At 68.2% G+C, this 22,528-nt stretch carries 20 protein-coding genes; 10 read left to right on the top strand and 10 right to left on the bottom strand.

Features of this window, described 5'->3' with window-relative positions; genetic code table 11:
* Positions 1–57 precede the first annotated feature (57 nt).
* The 3 genes from glgA (at position 58) to ACYVII_RS08780 (ending at position 2,744) form a co-directional block, all read left to right on the top strand.
* Complete coding sequence (gene glgA, locus ACYVII_RS08790) at positions 58–1,245, top strand: alpha-maltose-1-phosphate synthase (protein ID WP_460533985.1); 1,188 nt, start codon at positions 58–60, stop codon at positions 1,243–1,245.
* A 271-nt stretch (positions 1,246–1,516) separates the two neighbouring features.
* Positions 1,517–2,335, top strand: a complete 819-nt coding sequence (locus ACYVII_RS08785) for an ABC transporter ATP-binding protein (protein ID WP_460533983.1) — start codon at positions 1,517–1,519, stop codon at positions 2,333–2,335.
* A 157-nt stretch (positions 2,336–2,492) separates the two neighbouring features.
* Complete coding sequence (locus ACYVII_RS08780; RefSeq protein ID WP_440296071.1) at positions 2,493–2,744, top strand: type B 50S ribosomal protein L31; 252 nt, start codon at positions 2,493–2,495, stop codon at positions 2,742–2,744.
* Between the two features lie 60 nt (positions 2,745–2,804).
* On the opposite strand, the gene ACYVII_RS08775 is transcribed toward ACYVII_RS08780, so the two are convergent.
* Both ACYVII_RS08775 and treS read right to left on the bottom strand, forming a co-directional pair.
* On the bottom strand, positions 2,805–3,491 hold the full coding sequence (locus ACYVII_RS08775; RefSeq protein ID WP_460533981.1) for an exonuclease domain-containing protein: 687 nt from the start codon (positions 3,489–3,491) through the stop codon (positions 2,805–2,807).
* A gap of 188 nt (positions 3,492–3,679) precedes the next feature.
* Positions 3,680–5,386, bottom strand: coding sequence for a maltose alpha-D-glucosyltransferase (gene treS, locus ACYVII_RS08770; RefSeq protein ID WP_460533979.1), 1,707 nt, complete (start codon positions 5,384–5,386; stop codon positions 3,680–3,682).
* 150 nt (positions 5,387–5,536) lie between these two features.
* Between treS and ACYVII_RS08765 the strand changes: the two genes are divergently transcribed.
* Both ACYVII_RS08765 and ACYVII_RS08760 read left to right on the top strand, forming a co-directional pair.
* Positions 5,537–6,442 (top strand): alpha/beta fold hydrolase, encoded by a 906-nt coding sequence (locus ACYVII_RS08765; protein ID WP_460533977.1) that lies wholly within the window; start codon positions 5,537–5,539, stop codon positions 6,440–6,442.
* Positions 6,439–7,518 (top strand): glycosyltransferase family 4 protein, encoded by a 1,080-nt coding sequence (locus ACYVII_RS08760; RefSeq protein WP_460533975.1) that lies wholly within the window; start codon positions 6,439–6,441, stop codon positions 7,516–7,518. Before ACYVII_RS08765 ends, ACYVII_RS08760 begins: the two co-directional genes overlap by 4 nt.
* 6 nt (positions 7,519–7,524) lie before the next feature.
* Here ACYVII_RS08760 and ACYVII_RS08755 read toward each other — a convergent pair whose 3' ends face one another.
* Complete coding sequence (locus ACYVII_RS08755) at positions 7,525–8,094, bottom strand: histidine phosphatase family protein (RefSeq protein ID WP_460533973.1); 570 nt, start codon at positions 8,092–8,094, stop codon at positions 7,525–7,527.
* 68 nt (positions 8,095–8,162) lie between these two features.
* Positions 8,163–8,996 carry an SIR2 family protein gene (locus ACYVII_RS08750; protein ID WP_460533971.1) on the bottom strand — a complete coding sequence of 278 codons (834 nt, stop codon included), beginning with the start codon at positions 8,994–8,996 and terminating at the stop codon, positions 8,163–8,165.
* Between the two features lie 70 nt (positions 8,997–9,066).
* Between ACYVII_RS08750 and ACYVII_RS08745 the strand changes: the two genes are divergently transcribed.
* Positions 9,067–9,900 carry a TrmH family RNA methyltransferase gene (locus ACYVII_RS08745; RefSeq protein WP_460533969.1) on the top strand — a complete coding sequence of 278 codons (834 nt, stop codon included), beginning with the start codon at positions 9,067–9,069 and terminating at the stop codon, positions 9,898–9,900.
* A 24-nt stretch (positions 9,901–9,924) separates the two neighbouring features.
* Positions 9,925–11,199 (top strand): D-alanyl-D-alanine carboxypeptidase family protein, encoded by a 1,275-nt coding sequence (locus ACYVII_RS08740; protein ID WP_460533967.1) that lies wholly within the window; start codon positions 9,925–9,927, stop codon positions 11,197–11,199.
* Here the strand turns inward: ACYVII_RS08740 and ACYVII_RS08735 are convergent, their stop codons facing one another.
* Positions 11,200–12,003: an SGNH/GDSL hydrolase family protein gene (locus ACYVII_RS08735; protein ID WP_460533965.1), complete on the bottom strand. Its 804-nt coding sequence runs from the start codon at positions 12,001–12,003 to the stop codon at positions 11,200–11,202.
* A 165-nt stretch (positions 12,004–12,168) separates the two neighbouring features.
* Here ACYVII_RS08735 and ACYVII_RS08730 point away from each other — a divergent pair, with 165 nt between their 5' ends.
* Complete coding sequence (locus ACYVII_RS08730) at positions 12,169–13,923, top strand: DEAD/DEAH box helicase (RefSeq protein WP_460534058.1); 1,755 nt, start codon at positions 12,169–12,171, stop codon at positions 13,921–13,923.
* On the opposite strand, the gene ACYVII_RS08725 is transcribed toward ACYVII_RS08730, so the two are convergent.
* The gene (locus tag ACYVII_RS08725) at positions 13,897–15,141 is read right to left on the bottom strand and encodes a trans-sulfuration enzyme family protein (RefSeq protein ID WP_460533963.1); all 1,245 of its coding nucleotides are present in this window, start codon (positions 15,139–15,141) and stop codon (positions 13,897–13,899) included. The genes ACYVII_RS08730 and ACYVII_RS08725 overlap by 27 nt on opposite strands.
* Before the next feature lie 104 nt (positions 15,142–15,245).
* On the opposite strand from ACYVII_RS08725, the gene ACYVII_RS08720 reads away from it, so the two are divergent.
* Positions 15,246–15,731, top strand: coding sequence for an Lrp/AsnC family transcriptional regulator (locus ACYVII_RS08720; protein WP_460533961.1), 486 nt, complete (start codon positions 15,246–15,248; stop codon positions 15,729–15,731).
* A gap of 54 nt (positions 15,732–15,785) precedes the next feature.
* On the opposite strand, the gene ACYVII_RS08715 is transcribed toward ACYVII_RS08720, so the two are convergent.
* The gene (locus ACYVII_RS08715) at positions 15,786–15,965 is read right to left on the bottom strand and encodes a CsbD family protein (RefSeq protein ID WP_460533959.1); all 180 of its coding nucleotides are present in this window, start codon (positions 15,963–15,965) and stop codon (positions 15,786–15,788) included.
* 24 nt (positions 15,966–15,989) lie between these two features.
* Between ACYVII_RS08715 and ACYVII_RS08710 the strand changes: the two genes are divergently transcribed.
* A complete protein-coding gene (locus ACYVII_RS08710; RefSeq protein WP_460533957.1) occupies positions 15,990–16,481 on the top strand; it encodes a DUF7882 family protein in 492 nt (163 codons plus the stop codon).
* A gap of 18 nt (positions 16,482–16,499) precedes the next feature.
* On the opposite strand, the gene ACYVII_RS08705 is transcribed toward ACYVII_RS08710, so the two are convergent.
* The 3 genes from ACYVII_RS08705 to ACYVII_RS08695 are packed head-to-tail and all read right to left on the bottom strand — an operon-like array spanning position 16,500 to position 22,390.
* Positions 16,500–19,949: an error-prone DNA polymerase gene (locus ACYVII_RS08705; protein ID WP_460533955.1), complete on the bottom strand. Its 3,450-nt coding sequence runs from the start codon at positions 19,947–19,949 to the stop codon at positions 16,500–16,502.
* 29 nt (positions 19,950–19,978) lie between these two features.
* Positions 19,979–21,562 carry a DNA polymerase Y family protein gene (locus ACYVII_RS08700; RefSeq protein ID WP_460533953.1) on the bottom strand — a complete coding sequence of 528 codons (1,584 nt, stop codon included), beginning with the start codon at positions 21,560–21,562 and terminating at the stop codon, positions 19,979–19,981.
* Positions 21,563–22,390: a hypothetical protein gene (locus ACYVII_RS08695; protein WP_460533951.1), complete on the bottom strand. Its 828-nt coding sequence runs from the start codon at positions 22,388–22,390 to the stop codon at positions 21,563–21,565.
* Positions 22,391–22,528: the final 138 nt, after the last annotated feature.

The following is a 22,528-nucleotide window of genomic DNA, read 5'->3' as shown; positions in this document are numbered from 1 at the left end:
GGCGCGTTGCCGGTCGAGTTGATGCGGCGCAGCACGACTCGCGCTACCGTCGACGACATGCGCGTGGACCTCTTGACCAGGGAATATCCGCCTGACATCTACGGCGGGGCCGGGGTGCACGTGACCGAACTGGTGCGCGCGCTGCGCAGATCGATCGAGGTGCAGGTGCGCTGCTTCGGCGGCCCGCGCGACGAGGCGGACACGACCGGCTACCGTGTCCCCGCGGAGCTTGCCGGAGCCAACGCGGCGCTCGGCACCCTGGGCGTGGACCTGCAGTTCGCGCAGGATGCCGCCGGCGCCAACCTCGTGCACTCGCACACCTGGTACGCGAACCACGGCGGCCGGCTGGCAAGCATGCTGCACGGCATCCCGCACGTCGTCACCGCGCACAGCCTCGAGCCGCTGCGTCCGTGGAAGGCCGAGCAGCTGGGCGGCGGGTACCGCATCTCCAGCTGGGTCGAGCGCGAGGCGTACGAGACGGCGGATGCCGTGATCGCGGTGAGCGAGGGCATGCGGCGTGACATCCTGCGCGTGTATCCCGACGTCGACCCTGCGCACACTCACGTCATCTACAACGGCATCGACCTTGAGCGGTGGCGCATCGTCGACGAGCCGGACCTCGTGCGTTCGCTCGGGGTTGATCCCGACCAGCCGACCGTGATCTTCGTCGGCCGCATAACCCGCCAGAAGGGCCTTCCATACTTCCTGCGGGCCGCGGCCGCGCTTCCGCCCGAGGTGCAGCTCGTGTTGTGTGCGGGGGCACCGGACACGGCCGAGATCATGGCCGAGGTCGAAGGGCTGGTTCGCGAGCTGCAGGGTTCGCGCGACGGCGTGGTCTGGATCGACCGGATGCTCCCGCAGAACGAGCTCGCCGCCCTGCTCAGTGCCGCCACGGTCTTCGTCTGCCCCTCGATCTACGAACCGCTCGGCATCGTGAACCTCGAGGCCATGGCGTGCGGACTCCCGGTCGTGGCGACAGCGACCGGTGGCATCCCCGAAGTGGTGGAGAACGGCGTCACCGGACGACTGGTGCCGATCGCCCAGGCCACCGACGGCACAGGCACGCCGTTGGACCCTGACCGCTTCGTCGCCGATCTCGCGGAAGCTCTCACCGAGACCGTGTCGGACCGAGACCGCGCCCGTGACCAGGGGCTCGCGGGCCGGCTGCGTGCGCAGACGCAGTTCGGCTGGCCCGCGATCGCCGAGCAGACGCTCGACCTGTACCGCCGTCTGACCGCGCAGTGACACGAGCCCGGCGCGGGCACGCTCTGTCGCGGCGTGGCCACTCAGAGACTCAATCGGGCCCGCCGTGCGAGCAAGCTCGCCCGTCGGACCCTCAATCGCCTCTATCGCGGCGTGGCCACTCAGAGACTCAATCGGGCCCGCCGTGCGAGCAAGCTCGCCCGTCGGACCCTCAATCGCCTCTATCGCGGCGTGGCCACTCAGAGACTCAATCGGGCCCGCCGTGCGAGCAAGCTCGCCCGTCGGACCCTCAATCGCCTCTAGGCTAGAGGCCATGTCGAACACCGTCCTCTCGTTTAATTCCGTGTCTGTGGTGCGCGACGGGAACGCGATCCTGGACCAGGTGGACTGGACGGTCACCGCCGATCAGAGATGGGTCATCCTGGGCCCTAACGGCGCAGGCAAGACGACACTCGTGCAGCTGGCGGCCGCGGCGTCGCATCCCACGTCCGGCACCGTGACCGTGCTCGACGAGGAGCTCGGAAAAGCCGACCTGGCGGAGCTGAAGCCTCGCATCGGCTACGCGTCGAGCGCCCTGGCGAAGCGCATCCCGAAGCGAGAGACGGTGCTCGACGTCGTGCTGACCGCCGCCTACTCCGTCACCGGGCGCTGGAACGAGGAGTACGAGGACATCGACACGCGCCGTGCCAGGCGGGTGCTAGCCGAGTGGAAGCTCGATTCGCTGACCGACAGGGCGTTCGGCACACTGAGCGACGGCGAGCAGAAGCGCGTGCAGATCGCCCGTTCGGTGATGACCGATCCCGAGCTGCTGATCCTCGACGAGCCGGCGGCCAGTCTCGACCTCGGCTCCCGCGAGGAGCTCGTGACCCTGCTGGGCGGATACGCCAGCGACTCGCGGTCGCCCGCGATGATCATGGTGACGCATCACGCGGAGGAGATCCCGACCGGATTCACCCACGTGCTGCTGCTCAACGCCGGCAAGGTCGTGGCGGCCGGGCCGCTGGAGGAGACGCTGACAGCGGAGAAGCTCAGCGAAACATTCGGCCTGCCGATCGAGGTCTCATCGGACCGCGGTCGCTACACGGCTCGTGCAGGCACCGAGAGCGCCGACGAATCCAGGGCGAACGACTGAGCACGTCCCGGTGTGCGTCCGGACCCAGTCCGGGGAAGCGTCGCGTCTCTGCTAAACTTGCTCGTCGGCCGTGGATGCTCATCCCGGCCCATCCAGCTTTCGCGTCCCATTCGCGGTGCGCGTCGAGTTCCGATCCGCAAGCATTCGAGGAAGTCCCATGAAGTCTGACATTCACCCCGATTACGCGCCGGTGGTCTTCCGTGACCTCGCTTCCGGTGCCACGTTCCTGACCCGTTCGACGGTCACGAGCGAGAAGACGATCGAGTGGGAGGACGGCAACACCTACCCCGTGATCGACGTCGAGATCTCCAGCGCGTCGCACCCGTTCTACACGGGCAAGCAGCGCATCCTCGACAGCGCAGGCCGCGTCGAGAAGTTCAACCAGCGCTTCAAGAATTTCGGCAAGTAGAACCGACGCGAAGAGGGCGGCCGATCGATCGGCCGCCCTCTTCTTGCGTCTCCGCGACGGTCAGCGGCAGGGCCAGGCGCCCGTCGTCGTGAAGAGCGGGTCCTTCACCCGGCGGATGTAGGCCTGGAAGTCCTCCGCCTGCTCCTGGCACCACCGCACCTGGCGTCTGTGCAGCTCGGCGACGTCGATTCCGAGCTCGGCCGGATACGTTCGGGCGATCGCCTGCGCGACGCGGCCGGCTGCGACCGCATCCGCTCCCGCGTCGTGCGCATCCAGCAGGGCCACGCCGTAGTGACCGGCGGTCAGGGTGAGCGTGCGCTTGCCGCGCCGGTACTTGTCGACGGCCTTGTCGATCACGAACGGATCGATGATGGGAGAGGGGTCCACTAGCGGCTCGACGCCGTGCCGCAGCGCCTCACGACGCAGCAGAGAGAAGTCGTAGGGCGCGTTGTATGCGACGATCGGGATGCCCCGGCTCAGCAAGGTGCGCAGCGCCGCCACGATCTCGAGCACGGCACCGGCGGCCTCACGTCCCTCGGCACGCGCTCGCTCGCTGGTGATGCCGTGCACCGCCGTGGCGGCTTCCGGAATGGGGACGCCGGGGTTCACCAGCCAGTCGAGTCTCTCGACGACGTCGCCTGCGGCATCCAGCACACCCACGTGCGCCGAGACGATGCGCGAGGCGTCGACGTCGACGCCGGTGGTCTCCAGATCGAATACGCCCAATTCGTCGTGCCATTGCTTCATGGCTGCAACGTTATGGATCACCACTGTCACTTCACGGTCGCCACGCAGGGCCACGCACCGCCGACCTGACAGATCGCGCTCTCCCGCCGCGAACAGGACAGATCGGCCTGTTCCGGATGGAACGTCATGCTGCCAGCGGCCGAGCGCCGGCTATGGCCGTCTGACCCACTTGAAGGGGGAGGGGAGGTCTATCGCGGCGACTCGATGTGCAGCCAGTAGAAGCTCTGGGTGCCGAGCGTCAGGGTGAACCTGCCGTCGTCGGCGATCGTGGGGAACTGGCCGCCGCCGAAGAGGTCGTAGAGCGCGCTGCCGGCGTAGTCCGGGGCATCCAGAGTCACAGATACCGGGTTGTGCGAGAACGAGAAGACGCACAGCACGTTCTCGGGCTGGTCGCCGAACACGGTTCCGCTTCCGCCATACGATCGCACGAACGCCAGAACCGAGGAGTGATCGGACGGCAGCACCGTGATGGAGCCGAGCCCGAACACCGGATGCCCCTTGCGTACGTAGATCACATTGCGCACCCAGTGCAGAAGGGAGCGCGACTGAGCCAGCTGAGCCTCCACGTTCACCTGGTTGAAGTGGTACACGAGCGACTGCACCACCGGCAGGTAGAGCTTGCCGGGGTCCGCCGTGGAGAAGCCGGCATTGCGGTCCGGGGTCCATTGCATGGGCGTGCGCGAGGAATCGCGATCGGGCAGCCAGATGTTGTCGCCCATCCCGATCTCGTCGCCGTAGTACAGGAACGGGGTGCCGGGAAGCGAGAACAGCAGCGCGTGAGCCAGCTCGAGCTCGGCACGGGAGTTGTCGAGCAGGGGAGCGAGGCGGCGCCGGATGCCGATGTTGGCGCGCATACGCGGGTCGTAGGCGTACCAGCCGTACATCGCCTGCCGGTACTCCTCGCTGACCATCTCGAGTGTGAGCTCGTCGTGGTTGCGCAGAAAGACGCCCCAGCCGGCGCCCTCCGGGATGTCGGTGGTCTCCGACAGCACCCGCACGAGTTCGTCGGCGTGCTGTGAGCGCAGCGAGTAGAAAATGCGCGGCATGACCGGGAAGTCGAAGGCCATGTGGCACTCCGGCTCCTCCTCGCTGCCGAAGAACGCGGCGACCTCGCGCGGCCATTGGTTCGCCTCGGCGATCATGACGCGCCCGGGGTAGTCGCGGTCGACCATGGCGCGCAGTGTCTTGATGAAGTCGTGCGTGGGAGGTTCGCCCTCGCCGTTGCCCTCGTCCGACTCGTAGAGGTACGGAACCGCGTCCAGCCGCAGCCCGTCGACGCCCATGTCGAGCCAGAACCGCACGATGTCGAAGATGGCATCGTGCACGGCCGGATTGTTGTAGTTCAGATCGGGCTGGTGCGAGAAGAACCTGTGGAAGAAGAACTGCCGGCGTTCGGAGTCGAACGCCCAGTTCGACTCCTCGGTGTCGACGAAGATGATGCGGATGTCCGGCCACTTCTCGTCGGTGTCGCTCCAGACGTAGAAGTCTCCGTACGGCCCCTCCGGGTCGCTGCGCGAAGCCTGGAACCACTCGTGCTGGTCGCTCGTGTGGTTGAGCGGCAGATCGATGACGATGCGCATATTGCGTTCGTGTGCCTTGGTGACGAGTTCCTGGAACTCGTCGAGCGTGCCGAACTCGGGCATGATCGAGCGGAAGTCGGACACGTCGTATCCGCCGTCGCGCAGCGGCGAGACGAAGAACGGAGGCAGCCACAGAGCGTCCACGCCCAGCCACTGCAGGTAGTCCAGCTTGGAGATGAGGCCCTGGATGTCTCCGGTGCCGTCACCGTTGCTGTCGACGAACGAGCGCACCATCACCTCGTAGAACACGGCGCGTCGATACCATTGCGGGTCGAGCGTCAGTCCAGGCAGCTGGATCGGTGCGGTGAAGGTCACGTACGGGTCCTCCTGCGAAGGCGATTCTGACGGTTCGAGTGGCGCATCGTCCGCGACTGACGCTTTGCACGAAAGTCTATGCCGGGCCCGTGTTGCGACGTGCTGCGCACACTCAGGAGCGGCATCCTCGCCCGCCTACACTGGTGCCTGATGTCGAACCGTTCTGTGCCGGCGGCGGCCGCCGCAGATCCTGGCGAGCACCCGCGCCCACGCAGGCTCTCCGTGCAGGTCAATGGATCGCGCACCTGGTTCTGGGAGTACGGCGATCGGGATGCCGGCACCACTGTCGTGCTCGTGCACGGCTTCCGAGGCGATCACCATGGTCTCGAGCCGATCGCCGCACGCCTGAAGGAGTTCCGGGTCATCGTGCCGGATCTGCCGGGCTTCGGAGAATCGGAACCGCTGAGACACGAGCACAACATCGACGGCTACGCGGATTGGTTGCGCGGATTCCTCCGTGCGGTCGATCCCGCCGGCGGGTTCGTGCTGCTCGGCCACTCGTTCGGTTCCATCGTCGTGTCCGCGATGCTCGCACAGCATCCGCAGGAGACGGCGCGGCCCGAGCGCGTCGTGCTCGTGAACCCGATCGGCGCGCCCGCGCTGAAGGGTCCCCGCGCCGTCGGCACCCGTCTCGCGATCCTCTACTACTGGCTCGGCGCCGCCCTGCCCGAGCGCCTCGGATTCGGTCTGCTGCGCAACGGGCTGATCGTTCGCGTCATGAGCGAGGCGATGGCGAAGACCAAGGACAGGCCGCTCCGACGCTGGATCCACGACCAGCACGCACGATACTTCAGCGCGTTCGCCAACCGGGAGGTCGTGCTCGAGGCGTTCCGGGCATCCGTGAGCCATGACGTGTCGGAGTACGCGAAGTCGATCGACGAGCCCGTGCTTCTCATCGCAGCCGACCGCGACGACATCACCCCGCTGCAGGCGCAGCACCGGCTGCAGACCCTCTTTCCGGATGCCCGCATGCATGTCGTGCACGGCGTCGGCCACCTCGTGCACTACGAGGCGGCCGACGAGGCGGCCGAGAGCATCCGCGAGTTCCTGGCATGAAGGTCGTCTTCGACTGCCGCTACACGCGCATCGGGCGGCACGACGGGATCAGCCGCTACACGGCATCCCTCGTCGAGGAGCTCGGCAGGCTGCACGAGGTCACGATGCTGATCAGCGACACAGCGCAACTCGACATGCTGCCGGCGCTGCCGTGGTCGCTCGCATCGTCGCCCACGAGCGTGCGCGAACCGCTCGTGGCTCTGCAGGTCAACAAGCTGAAGCCCGACATCGTCTTCACGCCCATGCAGACCATGGGATCGCTCGGGCGCCGGTACCGTCTGATCAAGACGGTGCACGACCTCATCTACTACCGGCACCGCACCCCGCCGCGCGACCTTCCCGCATTCGTGCGCGGGCTGTGGCGGCTCTACCACCTGTCGTGGTGGCCCCAGCGGATGCTGCTGAACCGAGCGGACGCGGTCGTGGCGGTCTCGCACACCACGGCCGGACTCATCGCCCGGCATCGCCTGACGCGCAGACCGGTGCACGTCGTGCCGAACGCCCCGGTCGTGCCCTCTGATCTGAACGAGGATGCCCGTATCTCCCCGGCCACGAAGTCGCTCGTGTACATGGGATCGTTCATGCCGTACAAGAACGTGGAGACGCTCGTTCGGGCGACGGCGTTGCTGCCCGGCTACGCGCTGCACCTCATGAGCCGCATCACGGACGCGCAGCGCGAACGCCTGGTCGCCGCAGCACCGGACGCCCGTCTGATGTTCCACAACGGCGTCAGCGATGAGGAGTACTTCGCCACCCTGCTGCAGGCGACGGCGCTCGTCACCGCGTCCCACGATGAGGGCTTCGGCATCCCCGTGGTGGAGGCGATGCGGGTCGGAACACCGACCATCGTGAGCGACATCCCGATCTTCCGCGAGATCGGAGCGGATGCCGCCCTGTACGTGCCGGCGGACGACGCCGCCGGCTTCGCCGCAGCCGTGCGCCGCCTCGAGCGGCCGGGGGAGTGGGCGGAACGATCCCGGCTCGGTGTCGCCGCGGCTTCCCGCTACACCTGGGCCGCCTCGGCCGCCACGCTCTTGGGCGTGCTGACCGAGACTGCAGCCCGTTCCGACGCCTGAGCGCCGCTACTCGACGACGAGCCCGCCCGGGTCGTGCGACGGCACGTTGATGTCGCCGATGCGCAGTCGCCCGCCGGAGTGCGTGAAGTGGCTGAGCGAGAGGTTCACGATCGGCTCGCCGAGTCGCGGATGCGCGTCCCCGCTCAACCGGCGCACGAGCGAGCTGATCACGGCGCCGTGCGTCACCACCAGAACGGCCTCTCCCGGATGGCGGTCGGCGATCTCCTCCAGCACGGGCAGTGCGCGGTCGACGACCGATTCCCTGGACTCCTGATCGGGGATACCGTCGGGAAAGCGCTCAGCGATCTCTCCATCGGTAAGCCCCTCCGCCGGTCCGAAGGACCGCTCCCGGAGTTCGGCACGCACGATGGGCTCGCCCCTGCCGAGAGTCTCGGCGATGATGCGCGCGGTCTCCAGAGCCCGCACCTGCGGGCTCGAGTACAGCGCGACGTAGTCCGTGCCGATCAGCGAGAGGCCGGCTGCGCGGGCCTGCGCCATTCCAACGGCGTTGAGCGGGACATCCGTCGACCCCTGGATGCGCCGCTGACGGTTCCAGTCCGTCTCGCCGTGCCTCACCAGCGTGAGTCGGGTCTCGGCGTTCCCATGCGATGCGTTCCCGTGCGGTGCGTTCGCGTGCGCCGAGCTCATCGGATCAGCGCGTCGGCCAGGGCGACCAGGGTCTCGGACGTGCCCGCATCCAGTTTCAGCGTCGCTCGCGCGTCGCCCTTCGTCTCACCGCGATTCACCACCACGATCGGCAGCCTACGACGACGCGCCTGCTCGACGAGCCGGATGCCCGAGTTCACCGCGAGCGACGAACCGGCGACGAGCAGGGCATCCGCGCCGTCCACGAGCTCACGTGCCGCCTCGAAACGCAACGGCGGCACGAACTCGCCGAAGAACACGACGTCAGGCTTCAGTTCTCCGCCGCAGACGCTGCACTCGGGAACGACGAACGAGTCGACGTCGTTCACCTCGGCGTCTCCGTCCGGGGCGATGGTGACCGCGTCCGGCCGCGTGAGCCAGGGGTTGAGCGCGTCGATCTGCGCAGCGATGTCGTCTCTGGCGAACATCTGGCCACAGCGAAGGCAGAGAACGCGGTCCATGGTGCCGTGCAGCGGCACGACTCTGCGGGAGCCGGCCCGCGTATGCAGCCCGTCCACGTTCTGAGTGATCACGCCGGACACCACCCCCGCCGCTTCAAGGTCGGCCAGTGCGAAGTGACCAGCGTTCGGCTCCGCGGCGCTGAAGCGCGTATAGCCGAGGTGGCTGCCGGCCCAGTAGCGCTTGCGCGAACGCGCATCGGCGAGGAATTGCGAGAACGACATCGGGGTGCGCCGCGGTGCACCCTCGCCCCGGTAGTCCGGTATTCCGGAGTCGGTGGAGATGCCGGCGCCTGTCAGCACGGCGACAGTGCGGTCTGCGAGGATGTCGATGGCGGAGTCGATCGTCGCATCCGTCGTCACCGCTGTGCTCACTGGAAGCCCCCTCGTTCTTCGCCAGTGTAAACAGCGCAGTTTTCGGATATGTTTCCCCGCCCTGGACGTCATGCGCATCATTCCCATCGACACGGTCGACGCCCCCGAGCTGGCCGACTACACGCGGCTCACGGATGTCGCGCTGCGGCGAGCGCTCGAACCCGCCGGAGGTCTTTACCTGGCCGAGTCGACGAAGGTGATCGCGCGGGCACTGGCGGCCGGGCACATCCCGCGGTCCGTTCTGCTGCACGAACGGTGGCTTCCCGACCTGGAGCCGCTGCTGCAGTCCTTTCCCGACGTTCCGGTGTACGTGGGCACCGAGGAAGCGCTGGAGACGCTGACCGGCTTCCACCTGCATCGCGGCGCGCTGGCGGCAATGCACCGCCCCGAACTCCCTGCCCTGGAGGAGGTGCTCGACGGCGCCCGCAGAGTCGTGGTGCTCGAAGACATCGTCGACCACACCAACGTGGGTGCAGCTTTCCGTGCCGTTGCCGGCCTCGGCGCCGACGCGGTTCTGGTGTCCCCGCGTTGTGCCGACCCGCTGTACCGCCGCAGCGTGCGGGTCAGCATGGGCACCGTGCTGCAGGTGCCGTGGACGCGGATCGGAGAGTGGTCGGATGCCGCACCTCGGCTTCATGAGGCGGGCTTCCATCTCGCGGCGCTCGCGCTCGCCGACGACGCGGTGAGCCTCGACGAGTTCGCGGCGAGTCCACCACGCAAGGTCGCCATGGTGATGGGCGCGGAAGGCGACGGTCTCAGCCGTCGCGCCCTCTCGGTCGCTGACACGATCGTCACCATCCCGATGGCGCACGGCGTCGACTCGCTGAACGTCGCTTCCGCCGCTGCGGTGGCACTGTACGCGCTCCGGGTACCCGAGAGACAACCGCTTGGCGCCGATGCATAGCGGCGTCGCCGTAGCATGACAGCCGTGCACGACAGATCCGATGGCCAGGCGGAGGCCACTCGCGAACGGTCCGACACGCGACGTCGGCCACGCGGCCGTCGTCGCCGGGTCCTCACGTTCACCACCCTCGGTGTGGTCGTCGCTGCGGCCGCGTACACGGTGCTGACGGCGATCGCGCCGTTGCCCGCTGCCGCAGAGGCGGCATCCGCGTCGACGACCATCCGTCCTGCGGCGGTGCAGCCGGCCTTCCCGTCGTGGGGAAGCGCAGCGGTCGGCATGGTCGGCCGGAATGACCTGCTCGTGAAGAACGGCAGCATGGCCAGCACCCCCATCGCGAGCATGACGAAGACGATCACGGCGCTCGTGCTGCTCGCCAAGCATCCGATCGCGGCGGGGACCGAAGGACCCGTCATCACGTTCACGGATGCCGACGTCGCCATCCTGCACCAGGTGTGGGCCGAGGACGGCTCCTGGGCGCCCGTGCAGGCAGGGGAGCAGCTGACCGAGAAACAGGCACTGACCGCGATGCTGCTGCCCAGTGCCAACAACTACGCCTACTCATTGGCGAACTGGGGCTTCGGCTCGGTGGATGCCTACCTCACGTTCACGAACGCGTGGCTGAACTCGCACGGCTTCACGGGTACGCACGTGACCGATCCGTCCGGTCTGGACCCCGGCACCGTCAGCACGCCGGTCGACCTCGTCGGCATCGGCAAGCTGGTCATCGCGAATCCCGTGCTCGCCTCCATCGTCGACACGACGACCGCGGATCTGCCCGGGGCGGGAACGGTCGACAACGGCAACAAGCTGCTCGGGCAGGACGGCGTGATCGGGATCAAGACCGGGTGGACGGACCAGGCCGGCCACTGCCTGCTGTTCGCGGCGTCGGTGACGCTGCACGGGCATCCGGTCACACTGGTCGGCGTCGTGACGGGCGCCCCCGACTACACGAACCTGTGGACGGATGTCCCGGCTCTGCTGAAGAGCGTCGAGGCAGGCTTCCACGAGGTGACGGTCGGCGCGAGCAGCACGGACTACGGCACCTACCGCAGCGTGTGGGGGCAGTCCGCGACGCTGAAGAGCGAGAAGTCCGACGGCATCTTCGTGTTCTCCGACACGCCCATCAAGGTCACCGTTCGATCCGCCCCCGTCACCCTGGCAAGCCCCGGGGATGATGTCGGCACCGTCACGTTCAGCGGCGGCGGGCAGAGGTTCAGCAGCACCCTGACCGTGTCGAAGGCCGTCGAGGATCCCGGTCTCGGGTGGCGGCTCACGCACCCGCAGCTGCTGCTGCCGTAGCTACATCGCGGCCTCTTCGTCGCCCGGCAGGGTGACCGGGGCGGGCTCGGGTCGCTTCGGCAGCACGTGATCGCCGCTGGAGATGCCCTTCACGCGGCGGATGATCCACGGCACGAAGTACTCCTTAGCCCACGAGAGGTCTTCCGCCCGAGCCTGCCGCCAGCTGCGCGGAGGAAGCGGTTCCGGTTCCATCGGCTGCAGGTCGTGACTGACGCCCAGTGTGTCGAGCACCATGCGCGCGACGGTGTGGTGCCCGAGCGGGTTCATGTGCAACCGGTCGGGGGACCACAGGCGCTGGTCCTGCACGTCTTTCAGCGCCCACTGGTCTGCCACGAGGCATCCGTGCCGCTCGGCGACCACCCTGACGTTCTCGTTGTAGATCGCGACCTTGCCTCTGATCGTCTTGAACACCGGTGAGAAGCCCACGTCGACTCCGGTGAACACGACGATCGTGGCACCGGTCGCGGAAAGCTTCGTGATGATCTCGTCGAACAGCTCGCCGATCTCGTCGGGGTCCGTGCCGGGCCGGATGACATCGTTTCCGCCCGCGGAGATCGTGATGAGATCCGGCGCCAGCGCCACCGCCGCGTCCACTTGGCTTGCAGCGATCTGACGGATGAGCTTGCCGCGCACGGCAAGGTTCGCGTAGGCGAAGTCGTCTGTGCCTCGGGCGAGCACCTCGGCGACACGATCCGCCCACCCCCGGTGGCCGCCGGGCGCGTTGGGGTCGGGGTCGCCGATTCCCTCCGTGAACGAGTCGCCCAGAGCGACGTACCGATGGAAGGGATGCAGCGGTTCCGTCATGGATCCATTCTGGCCAGGAGTACGCGAGGACGTCAGTCGCATTGGGTACCGTGGAGTGAAGTGAGTTCCCCGATCCCCGCCTCCGCCTCGACCGAGGATCCGGATCCGTCGTACCCGGGAGCCGCCGAGCAGGAAAGCGGCGGACGCGAGGTCGGCACGTGGGCCATCGAGCACCTCTCGCCCTCGTTCCCGGCCCGTGCCCCGTGGGGTACCGCCAGCAAGCTGCGCGCCTGGCAGGCCGAGGCGCTCGAGGCGTACTTCCGCTATGAGCCCCGCGACTTCCTGGCGGCCGCGACACCGGGCGCCGGCAAGACGACGTTCGCGCTGCGCCTGGCCGTCGAGCTGCTGAAACGACGCACCGTCGACCGTGTCACCATCGTGGCGCCGACCGAGCATCTGAAAAGACAGTGGGCCGAGGCCGCAGCGCGCGTGGGCATCCCGATCGATCCGAACTTCAGGAACGCGCACGGCAGATACGGATCGCACTACCGCGGAATCGCGGTGACTTACGCGCAAGTGGCGGTCAATGCCGCACTGCACCGCGACATCACGCTGGATCACCGCACGCTCGTCATCCTCGACGAGGTGCACCACGGTGGCGATGCGCTCAGCTGGGGCGACGCCATCCGCGAGTCCTTCGAACGCGCGGAGCGCAGGCTCTCACTGACCGGAACACCGTTCCGCAGCGACACCTCGCCGATTCCGTTCGTGACGTACCTGCAGAACAGGGAAGGCATCCGCACCTCCCGCACCGATTACAACTACGGCTACGGACGCGCTCTTTCCGACGGTGTCGTGCGGCCTGTGCTCTTCATGGTCTACGCCGGCCACATGCGCTGGCGCACCAAGACCGGCGACCAGATGGAGGCCCGGCTCGGCGAAGGCAACACGAAGGACATCACGGCGCAGGCATGGCGCACAGCGCTCGACCCGAAGGGCGAGTGGATACCGCAGGTGCTGCATGCCGCCGACCGGCGCCTGAGCGAGATCCGCCAACAGATTCCGGATGCCGGTGGCCTCATCATCGCCACCGACCAGGTCGCGGCTCGCGCGTATGCGGCGATTCTCGAGAGCATCTGCGGCGAGAAGGTCACGGTCGTGCTTTCGGACGAGAAGGAGTCCAGCGACCGCATCGAGGAGTTCTCGCAGGGCACCTCCCGGTGGATGGTCGCGGTGCGCATGGTCTCGGAAGGAGTCGACGTGCCGCGGTTGGCGGTCGGCGTGTACGCCACGAGCGCCGCGACGCCGCTGTTCTTCGCGCAGGCGATCGGGCGATTCGTGCGAGCCAGACGACGTGGCGAGACCGCCACGGTGTTCCTGCCCGACGTGCCGATCCTCGTCGCCCTTGCGCACGCCCTCGAACTGGAGCGCGACCACGCTCTCGACCGGGTCTCGGCGGACGGCGAGGGTGACCTCTGGAACCCGGAGGACGCCATGGTGGCGGCCGCCGAGCGCGAGGACAAGGCATCCGACTCCCTGCAGCAGGAGTTCGCGTTCGAAGCTCTGGACTCCCATGCCGCGTTCGACCGGGTGCTGTACGACGGCACCGAGTTCGGCGGGTACGCGGAGCCGGGGAGCGACGAGGAGTGGGACTTCATCGGCATCCCCGGCCTGCTCGAGCCCGAGCAGGTGCACGAATTGCTGCGCACGAGGCAGGCGCGCCAGGCCAAGCGCGCCGCTAACCGGCCGGCATCTGCCGACGCGCCGAAGGCGCCACCGCCGGTGTACCGCACCCTCAAGGAGCAGCGCAGCCTTCTGAACAGCCTGGTCGGGCTGTATGCGAAGAACAGCGGCGAACCGCACGGGCTCGTGCACGCCGAACTCCGCCGCCTGTGCGGCGGGCCGGCCGTCGCACAGGCGAGTGTCACCCAGCTTCAGGCGCGCATCGACCTGTTACGCAAGCGACTGGGCCATCACTGACGCGCCTGTCCGGCCGGCCTGCGACCGCTCGGCGCCCACGGCATCCAGGGCACGCATGAGGTCTTCTGCGAGGTCGTCGACGTGCTCGAGGCCGATCGAGATGCGCACGACGCCGGCGTGTGGTTTGGCCTCGGCCGCCACCGGTCGGTGGGTGAGCGATGCGGGATGCTGCACCAGCGAGTCCACCCCGCCGAGCGACACCGCATGGGTCACCAGCCGGCACGCTTCGGTGAACCGCACCGCACTGTCGTAGTCGCCCAGGTCGAGCGAGATCAGCGAGCCGGGTCCCTCGAGCTGGCGGCCGATGAGTCCGAGCGGGTCCTGCCCCGGGAGCCCTGGATACAGCACCCGGTGCACGGCCGGGTGCTCCTGCAAGCGCCGAGCGAGCACGCTCGCGGTCTCCTGCTGGGCGCGTACGCGAAGCGGCAGCGTGCGCAGTCCCCGGTGCAGCAGGTAGGCGGCGAACGGATGGAGCAGGCCGCCGGTCAGCGCACGCAGGCCGCGCAGGCGGCGCGCCCACTCGTCATCCGTCGCCACCACGCCGCCCATCACATCGCCGTGGCCGCCGAGGTACTTCGTGGCGCTGTGCAGAACGAGCCGTGCGCCGTGTTCGACGGGACGCTGCAGAACCGGGGAGGCGAACGTGTTGTCGACGAGTACCGGCACCGACCCGGCCTGCCGCACGGCATCCGCGATGTCGACCAGCTCCAGGGTGGGGTTCGCCGGAGTCTCCAGCACGACGAGACCGGTGTCGGGCCGCACGGCGGCGGCGATGCCGTCCGGGCTCGCCCAGGTCACGCTCGTGCCCACGAGTCCGGTCGCCAGCACGTGATCTGTTCCGCCGTAGAGCGGGCGGACGCCGACGATGTGCGGTGTGCCGGCGGCCACTGCCGCCATCAGGCAGGCGGTCAGCGCGGCCATGCCTGACGCGAACGCGACGGACTCCTCCGTTCCCTCCAGGTCGGCCAGCGCACGCTCGAACCGGGCGACGCCAGGCTGCCACAGCCGCTGATACACGGCAGAGTCGCCGGGGAGCAGCTCGCCTCCCGTGGCGAGGTTCTCGTACGAGTCACCGCCGGCCTCGACGCTCGGCAGGGGATTGGTGGTCGAGAGGTCGATCGGCGGAACGTGAGAGCCGGTCTCGGTGAGACCGTCCATGCCGGCGTGAACGGCCCTGGTCTCCAGGTGCGGGCTGAGGGAATCGGACGACGTTGTCATATCTCCATGATCGGTGGATTCTCCCGCATTGGAGTAGCTCGCTCGGATATCCTTCGAGAAGACTCCGGATGATCGCAGTTTCTTGCAGAATTGAGGATGCCCGCATGCCCGCCTCGAAGATTCCCGAACTGGACTCCCTCGACCGCCGGCTCGTGCTGGCGTTGTCCCGCAACTCGCGCATCACGGGTTCCGCTCTGGCGGCAGAACTCGGTGTGGCCGAGTCCACCGTGTCCTTGCGGCTGAAGAGTCTGCAGCGCAGGGGAGTGATCACCGGATACCGGCTCGACGTGGACCTCGCCGCGGCGGGCATCCCGCTCCAGGCGCTCATCGCCGTGCGTCTCGCGAAGCACTCCAGGGCGCAGATCGACGCCTTCCGCGGGGCGGCACCGCACTGGCCAGGAGTGCTGCGGCTGTTCCACACCGCGGGGTCCGACGACTATCTCCTGCACGTCGCCGCTCGCGACTCCGGGGAGCTGCGCGACTTCGTGCTCGAATACCTCACCGGCGACCCCGCCGTCTCGCACACCCAGACGAGCCTCATCTTCGAGAACGCCACGGCGGACGGCTGGCAGGAACTGCTCCGGGGATGACGAAGGGCCGCACGCGAGCATCCCACTCGCGTGCGGCCCTGGCCGTCGAAGCCCTCAGTCGTTGTCGCTGAAGGCGTCCTTCACCTTTTCACCGGCCTGCTTGAGGTTGGCCTTGGTCTGATCGAACTTGCCCTGGTTCTCGAGCTCGTCATCGCCGGTCGCCTTGCCGACGACCTCCTTGCCCTTGCCCCAGAGCTCGTCCTTCTTGTTCTCGATCTTGTCTTCGTCGCCCATGGCTTCTCCTTCTCGGATGGTCGGATGCGGCAAACCCTGACGTTACGAAGCGGTCAGGGCGAACGGCAAGGGCTTGACATGCTCGTGCTGCAGGAGCGCGGCCTGCAGCCGCGCGACGGTAAGCTTGCCGCTCGAGACCGTGATCCCCGGGAGGTAGTGGTGGGTGCTCTTTTGTACGGCGGATCCGACATCGAAGTGAAATTCGAGGACCGCGTTCTCGCCCACCTCCAGGTGGTGATCGGGGCCAAGCTGCGTCGTCGTGAGGGTTTCTTCTTCACCTGGCGCGACGACATCTCGGTGGGAGACGGGCGCAGCTCGGTGTGGATCGATCCGTCCGTTCCGCTGTACTTCCGCTACTCGGGCAGCAAGCCGCCGGTGATCAACCGGGAGTGGATCGAGTTGCTCACTCTGTCGGCGAACAGCACGCAGGGCCTTCACCTCATGGATGAGCCGCCAGGGCCCAACAGCGCGGGCGCGCCGGGCAAGTCGAAGGACAACAGCGTCAAACCGGGCTGAGCGCACGCTTTTCTCGCCCTACTGGAAGTTGCGGGAGGTGGTCCGCGCCTTCAGCGGCAGGTTCTCGAATCGATCGGCTACGACGTTCACGATGCCCTCCTCGCTTCGCTCCAGGATGCCCCGCACCACCATCGCGGCCGCCTCTCGAGCGATCCTCCGATAGCGACCCCACACGCCGACACTGCAGATCACGTTGAGCAGGCCGGACTCGTCTTCGAGGCCCAGGAACGTGATTCCGCTCGCCGTCGCAGGCCGCTGCCTGTGCGTGACCACGCCTGCCACCTCCACCCGCGTTCCCGTCTCCACCGTCAGCAGCTCCTCGATCGATCGGATTCCTCTGGCTGCCAGGCCCTGCCTCACGTGTCGCATCGGATGGTCGCCGGGTGAGATACCGGTCGACCACAGGTCGTACACGGTCTGCTCGGATGCCGTCAGCATCGGAAGCAACGGCGGCTGCACGAACACCGCGGTGGCGGGCAGGTAGTCCTTGCGTTCCCTGGACGCAGGGCCCGCCGCCCACAACGCTTGCCTGCGGGTGAGCCCGAGCGATTCGAACGCGCCTGCCGCCGACAACGCCTCCAGCTGCGGCGATGTCAGGCCGACACGACTGGCGAGGTCGTGCATGCTCGTGAACGGTCCTGCCGTCTCGCGCTCCTCGACGATGCGCTTGGCGTGCTTCTCGCCGATGCTGTTCACCCCGGCCAGGCCGAGGCGCACGGCGAGCGCGGCGTCTCTGCGGTGGGAGGCGGAGGCATCCGGAGCGTCGCGATGGAATTCCTTCGGCACCGGCGGCTGCTTCTGCGCCAGGCATCCCGGCATCCCGGTCGGCGCCGGGCGCACGGCGCCGCCGGACTCCATGTCGACGGGCTCCAGGTCGGGATGCACGCCCGAGCGCAGGATGTCCACGTGCCGCACGACGACACCGTGCCGCACGGCATCCTGCGTCAGCGTCTGCGGCGAGTAGAAGCCCATCGGCTGCGCTTTGATGAGCGAGGCGAGGAACGCGGCGGGGTAGTGCAGCTTGAGCCAGGAGCTGGCGTAGACGATGAGCGCGAAGCTCAGCGCGTGGCTCTCGGCGAACCCGAAGTCGGCGAACGCCTCGATCTGCGACCAGATGCCCTGCGCCGCCGTGTCGTCCAGTCCCCGCTTCGCCATGCCTGCGAACACCTTGTCGCGCAGCGATTCGATCTTCTCGATGCCGCGCTTCGACCCCATCGCCCGCCGCAGCAGGTCGGCATCCTCACCGGTGCAGTCTCCGACAGCCATCGCCATCTGCATCACCTGCTCCTGGAACAGCGGGATGCCCTTCGTGCGTTCCAGCACCGGTATCAGGTCGTCGTGCGCGTACGTCACGGTCTCCTTGCCTGCACGCCTGCGGATATACGGATGCACCGCACCGCCCTGGATCGGCCCCGGCCGGATCAACGCCACCTCGATCACGAGGTCGTAGAACTCGCGAGGAAGCAGACGCGGCAGCGTGCCGAGCTGGGCGCGACTCTCCACCTGGAACACGCCGATGGCGTCCGCCCTGCACAGCATGTCGTAGACCGCCGGCTCCTCCTTGGGCAGCGTGGCCAGCGTCCAGGTCTCGCCGAGGTGCGCCTCGATCATGTCGAACATGTACTGCACGGCGGCGAGCATGCCGAGTCCGAGCAGATCGAACTTGACCAGGCCCATCCACTCGCAGTCGTTCTTGTCCCACTGCAGCACGGTGCGGTTCTCCATGCGGGCGTGTTCGATGGCGCACACCTCACCGATCGGCCGATCCGTGAGCACCATGCCTCCGGAGTGGATGCCCAGGTGCCGCGGCGCGCGCAGCAGCTGCTCGGAGAGCGCGACGACGGCATCCGGGATGTCGTGATCGCCGGTGAACACCTCCGGGCCGTATCTCTCCACCTGCTTGGACCAGGCATCCTGCTGTCCCGTCGAATGCCCGAGAGCCTTGGCCATATCGCGCACCGCGTTCTTCGGCCGGTAGCTGATCACGTTGGCCACCTGGGCGGCGTTGCGTCTGCCGTACTTGTCGAACACGTATTGGATCACCTCCTCCCGTCGCCTGGCGTCGAAGTCCACATCGATGTCGGGCTCCTCCGGTCGCAGGCTGGAGAGGAAGCGCTCGAACGGCAGCTTGTACTGGATCGAGTCGACCGCCGTGATGCTCAGCGCGAAGCAGACGGCGGAGTTGGCGGCAGAGCCGCGGCCCTGGCACAGGATGCCCTTGCTGCGGGCGAACCGCACGATGTCGTGCACGATGAGGAAGTAGCCGGGGAAGTCCTTCTCCTCGATCACCTTCAATTCCTGCTCCATGCGTGCCGTGACGGCTTCGGCGCTCGCGTGCGGATAGTCCGGCGGGTACTTCTCGGCCACTCCGCGCGCGACGAGCTCGCGCAGGTGGCTCATCGGTGTGTGTCCCTCGGGAACCTCCTGTTTCGGCAGTCGCGGCTTGGCGGATCTCAGCGCGAACGCGTGGCTTTCGGCGATGACGACCGTCTGCTCGATCGAACCGGGGTAGCGGGCGAACCGCCTGGCCATCTCCGCACCCGAGCGCATCCGCGAGGTGGCAGCGGCGGGCAGCCAGCCGTCGAGCTCGTCCAGGCTGCGCCTGGCGCGCACAGCCGCCATCGCCGTGGCGAGCGGACGCTCCGCCTTCGTGGCGTAGTGCACGAGACCTGTCGCGACGGATGCCAGCCCCTTGCGTCGCGCCAGTGCGTAGAGCGCGTCGTTGTGCACGGTGTCCAGCGGGGAGCCGGTGTCGAACAGTTCGACGACCACGTGCTCCGTGCCGAACAGCTCGATGAGCTCGTCCAGGGCACGGGATGCGGCGTCGAGGTCCGGATCGGCGCCGCTGTCGCTGCTGCCCGTCAGTGCCTGCCGCACGGCACCCTTGCGGCATCCGGTGAGCACCGTCCAGTGGCCGCCCGCCTGCTCGGCCAGCTGCCGCAGATCGTAGACGGGGCGGCCCTTTTCGGCATCCGGATGCAGCTGGGCATCCGTGATCGCACCGGCGAGGCGGTGATACCCCTCCTCGCCGCGGGCGAGCACGAGCAGGTGGGACCCCTGCGGATCCGCCTCACCGTTCTGCGGCTTGCTCAGACCGATCGACAGCTCTGCGCCGAACACCGTCTTCACGCTGGAGTGCGTCTCGGCCGCCTCCGCCAGGCGCACCACACCGTACAGCCCATCGTGGTCCGTGAGTGCCAGCCCGGTGAGTCTCAGTCGCGCGGCCTCTTCGATCAACCGTTCCGGATCGCTCGCCCCGTCGAGGAAGCTGAAGTTGGAGTGCGCGTGCAGCTCCGCGTACGGCACGTAAGGGCCTGCCACCGGGACGATGCGCTCGCCTTGGTAGGTCCTGCGCTTCACGCTTCGGGCGGGGGAGTCCAGCGCGGCGAGGCTGCCCTCCGGAGGGCGTCGGCCAGAGAGCGTGCGCTCCAGCTCGGACCACGGTATCGCGGGGTTCTTCCAGCCCATCAGCGCATCCCGCCAGTCATGGCGCCGTCTCAGTCATAGCGGGCCTCCAGCATCCATTCGCCGCGCTCGAGCAGCACGAGCCAGGCGCTGCCGGTCTCGTCGACGAGCTGCAGCCGGTTCATGCTGCGGGCGGCATCCGGATCCCACCAGCGCTCCTCGACCGGCCATGGTCCCGTCCATGCCGTCACCTGTGACGGAGCTCTGCCAGGAGCGGGGGAGAAGCGCGCGGGGTGCGCGGTGAGCATACCCGTCTCGTCCACGTCGATCGGCTCTCCGGATGCCGCCGTCACCGTGCATCGCACCGGCGGCGAGTAGACGGTGGCGGGCAACGGCGGTGGAAGGGCACCCGGCCACGGTTTCGCTGCGTCGACGGTCACGGCATCCGGAACCCGGTCACCCCAGGGGACCAGAACGGAACGGTCGGCGAGCAGACGTCCGCCGCCGATCGCCGCCGTGCCGACCGCGTCGTGCCCGAGCATGCTCTGCACCCTGGAGAGCGCGTGGTGCACGCGCTCGTCCGGTCCTGCGCCGAACAGGCCGTCTTCGTGGTTGCCGATCGCGTCGACCGATTCGGGGGCCACCGTCACCTGTACGACGGGGGAGTCCAGTCCGCTGTCGGTTCCTGTGCCCTGCAGCTGCCATCGCACCCGGTCGACCACGTCGGATGCCGTGAACCACCTGGGATGCAGCCACGTGCGTTCGCTGACCGCACCCGATTCGGCGAGCACGACGACGGTGATCGCCGTGGCGACGAGTTTCGCCGCCGTCAGGGATGCCACGAAGTCGTCGGCCGTTCGACGGAAGGCGAACGTGAGCTCGTCCACCCGTTCCAGTCCCGGCTCGAACTCGGCCTGACGCTCCAGCACCGCCTGCGGAGCACGCGGCACGACGGTGGTGCGTTCCGAACCGTTCGCCAGCGCGTGGGTGCGCACGCCGAGCTCGCCGAATCTGTCCTCCAGCTCGAGCGGGCCCAGCTTCGCCACGGCGCCCAGCGTGTCCAGGCTCAGCCGGTGCAGCAGCGTGACGTAGTCGGCGTCGTCGAGCACGTCAACCGGCAGCGGGGCGAGGAACTCCGCGGTGCGTCCCGGTTCCACGATCAGGGTGCGGCTCGTGCCGAAGGTCACCCTTCCCGCTGCCCTCGCTGCCTGCTCCGCGGCGAACGGGCCGTCGGCGATCCCCACGCAGGCATCCGGAGAGCCGTGCTCGGCAGCGACGCGCAGCAGTTCGGCGGCTGCGGCGTCTTCGCCCCCGTAATAGCGCGCCGGACCCCGCGCTCTCAGCGCACACAGCCCCGGCCGGATGGGCTGCACCCCGGGAACGGCCTGCTCGATCGCCGTGAGCAGCGGATCGAACTCCCGCTGGTCGATGGACACGTCGTAGTGCAGCACGGTCAGTGCCGAACAGCGTGCCTGCGCCTCTCGCACGCGCAGTCCGCGCCGTACCCCATCGCGTCGCGCGGCGGCAGAGGCTGCGAACACCATTCCTTTGTCGATGAGCGCGATCGGATGCCCGTGCTCGGCCAGTCCCGCTGCCACCGCCGCCCGCACCGGCCAGTCCGGACACCACAGCACGATGCTGCGCCGGCCGGTGCGATCGGCGTCGCGTATCGCCATTCAGACCACCGCCTTCAGCGCGGGGAAGGTCTCCTGCTCCTGCGCGGTCTTGTGCGATGGCGCACTCTGGTGACGCGACGTGGTATGCCGCGACGGTGTCGTCTCGTGCAGCCGTCCGTCCGGCGTCAGCAGGAGCTTCGCTCTGCGTTCCCGCCCCCACGATCTGCTCTCCACTGCGACCGTGAGCTCGCGCTCCGCCAGGTAGCCGTGCCCATCGCCGACACCGGCCCAACGGGCGGATGCCACGCCCACCCGTGCATCCACCCGTGGCCATGCGCCGCACACGAGGAGCACCGCACGGCGTTGCCGCAGCCTGGCCGCCAGCCTGGCCGCCTCCGCTTCGCCCACTCTCGAACCCGGCACGGTGACGACGACGCTCACCGCGTCGGCGAGCGCGGCGGTCACACTGAACCAGCGGTCGCCGGGATGCGGCACCAGCACGAGCCGGTCGAGGTCGACGCCCAGCCGTGCCGCTGCCTCTGCGCCGAACCCGGGCATGCCCACCACGGCGCTCCACGCACCTTCAGCGCTCGGGCCGGCCAGCAACGCCATGACCAGGGAGGTGGCGCCCTGAACGGAGTAGACGCCGCCGGGCTGCAGGCCGCCGCCGGGGAGCAGAGGAGCCAGCACGGGGTCGGTGCGCAGCACCCCGTCGTCGACACGGGCGCTTTCCAGCTCACCCATCCTGGAGCGGAGGCTGAGCAGTCGTTCCAGGTCTGCCTTTGCACGTTCGACGGCGGTATCGCCGACGTCATGGATGACCGGCCGCACCGATCGCATCGGCGGGGGTGGGTACTCCGCCGGCAGATCGGAAACGAGAAGGGTCACCACTCCAGTTTCGAACGCATCTTCGAGACTGTCAAACATCAGCGGCGTGTCGTTTGCGACTTCTTCTTCGAAGATACGCTATGTGCTCGCGGCACGCGATAGTGCGCGGAAGCATCCTCTCATCACGCACCGACAGAC

The sequence above is a fragment of the Humibacter ginsengiterrae genome (assembly GCF_054780115.1).
The sequence above is the reverse complement of the archived record's forward strand: the minus strand, read 5'-3'. Positions and strand labels throughout refer to the sequence as shown.